Source organism: Halomonas sp. G11 (assembly GCF_001663515.1).
GTDB lineage: Bacteria > Pseudomonadota > Gammaproteobacteria > Pseudomonadales > Halomonadaceae > Vreelandella.
The window spans coordinates 1-788 of record NZ_LYXG01000038.1 but is presented as its reverse complement, the minus strand read 5'-3'; the positions used below and the strand labels follow the sequence as shown (position 1 = coordinate 788).

Below are 788 nucleotides of genomic sequence, written 5' to 3'. Positions count from 1 at the left end.
TCGAAGCTGATGGCGTCGTTCTCGCTGACGTTGGTGCCGCCCGCGAAGGTCCAGGTGCCGTCACTGTTGACCGTCAGCGTGCCGCTGCCGGTGTCGATGGCCTCGCCCAGGGCGTAGCTTTCACCGCCGAACTCAACCGCGGTGCTGCCCGCGCCGTCGGCGCCGACGTCTTGTGTCCAGGTGCCGTCGATGACGTCACCGCCTTCGGTGGCCTCAGCAGGGCCGCTCAGGCTGTTCTCGGGCTGGGCGTCGTTGACGGTCATGTTGACCGTGGCCGTGGCGCTGTCGCCATCGGCTTCGCTGGCAACGACGTTCAGGCCGTTGATGGTCAGTTCGTCAACGCTGGTGTCGTGGGGCAGCGCGCTGAGCAGCTCAGCGGTCACCGTGACGCTGCCGCTGGTCTGGGCGTTGATCGTGCCGGTGTTGGACAGGCTCAGTCGGAGGACGTCGTTACCGTTCAGGCTGCCCACCAGGTTGCCGCCGGTGTCGGTGGTCCAGGTCAGGTCGCCGTCCAGGCCGTTGACCGTGAGGCCGTCGGTGTCGCCGAAGGCGAACGTGGTGAGGTCGTCGCTACCGGCGGTGAAGGCCAGGTCACCGGACGTAGTGTCGGTGTCAGTGCCTTCGGTGTCGGCATCGGTCAGCGTGAGGCTGAGGGTTGCGCCTTCGCCGCTGCTGTCGCCCGGGGTCGGGCCGTCGCCGTCGACCACGCTCACCGTGTGGGTGCTGCGCGCCACGTCGTTGTCGCTGTCCGTGGTCACCAGGTCGAAGCTGATGGCGTCGTTCTCGCT

The 788-nt window shown here is 67.8% G+C and carries 1 protein-coding gene; it reads right to left on the bottom strand.

The window, feature by feature from the left end; all coding sequences use genetic code 11:
* Positions 1–788, bottom strand: a 788-nt coding sequence (locus ADS46_RS18900) for a hypothetical protein (protein ID WP_199825241.1), incomplete at both ends; no start/stop codon positions are given.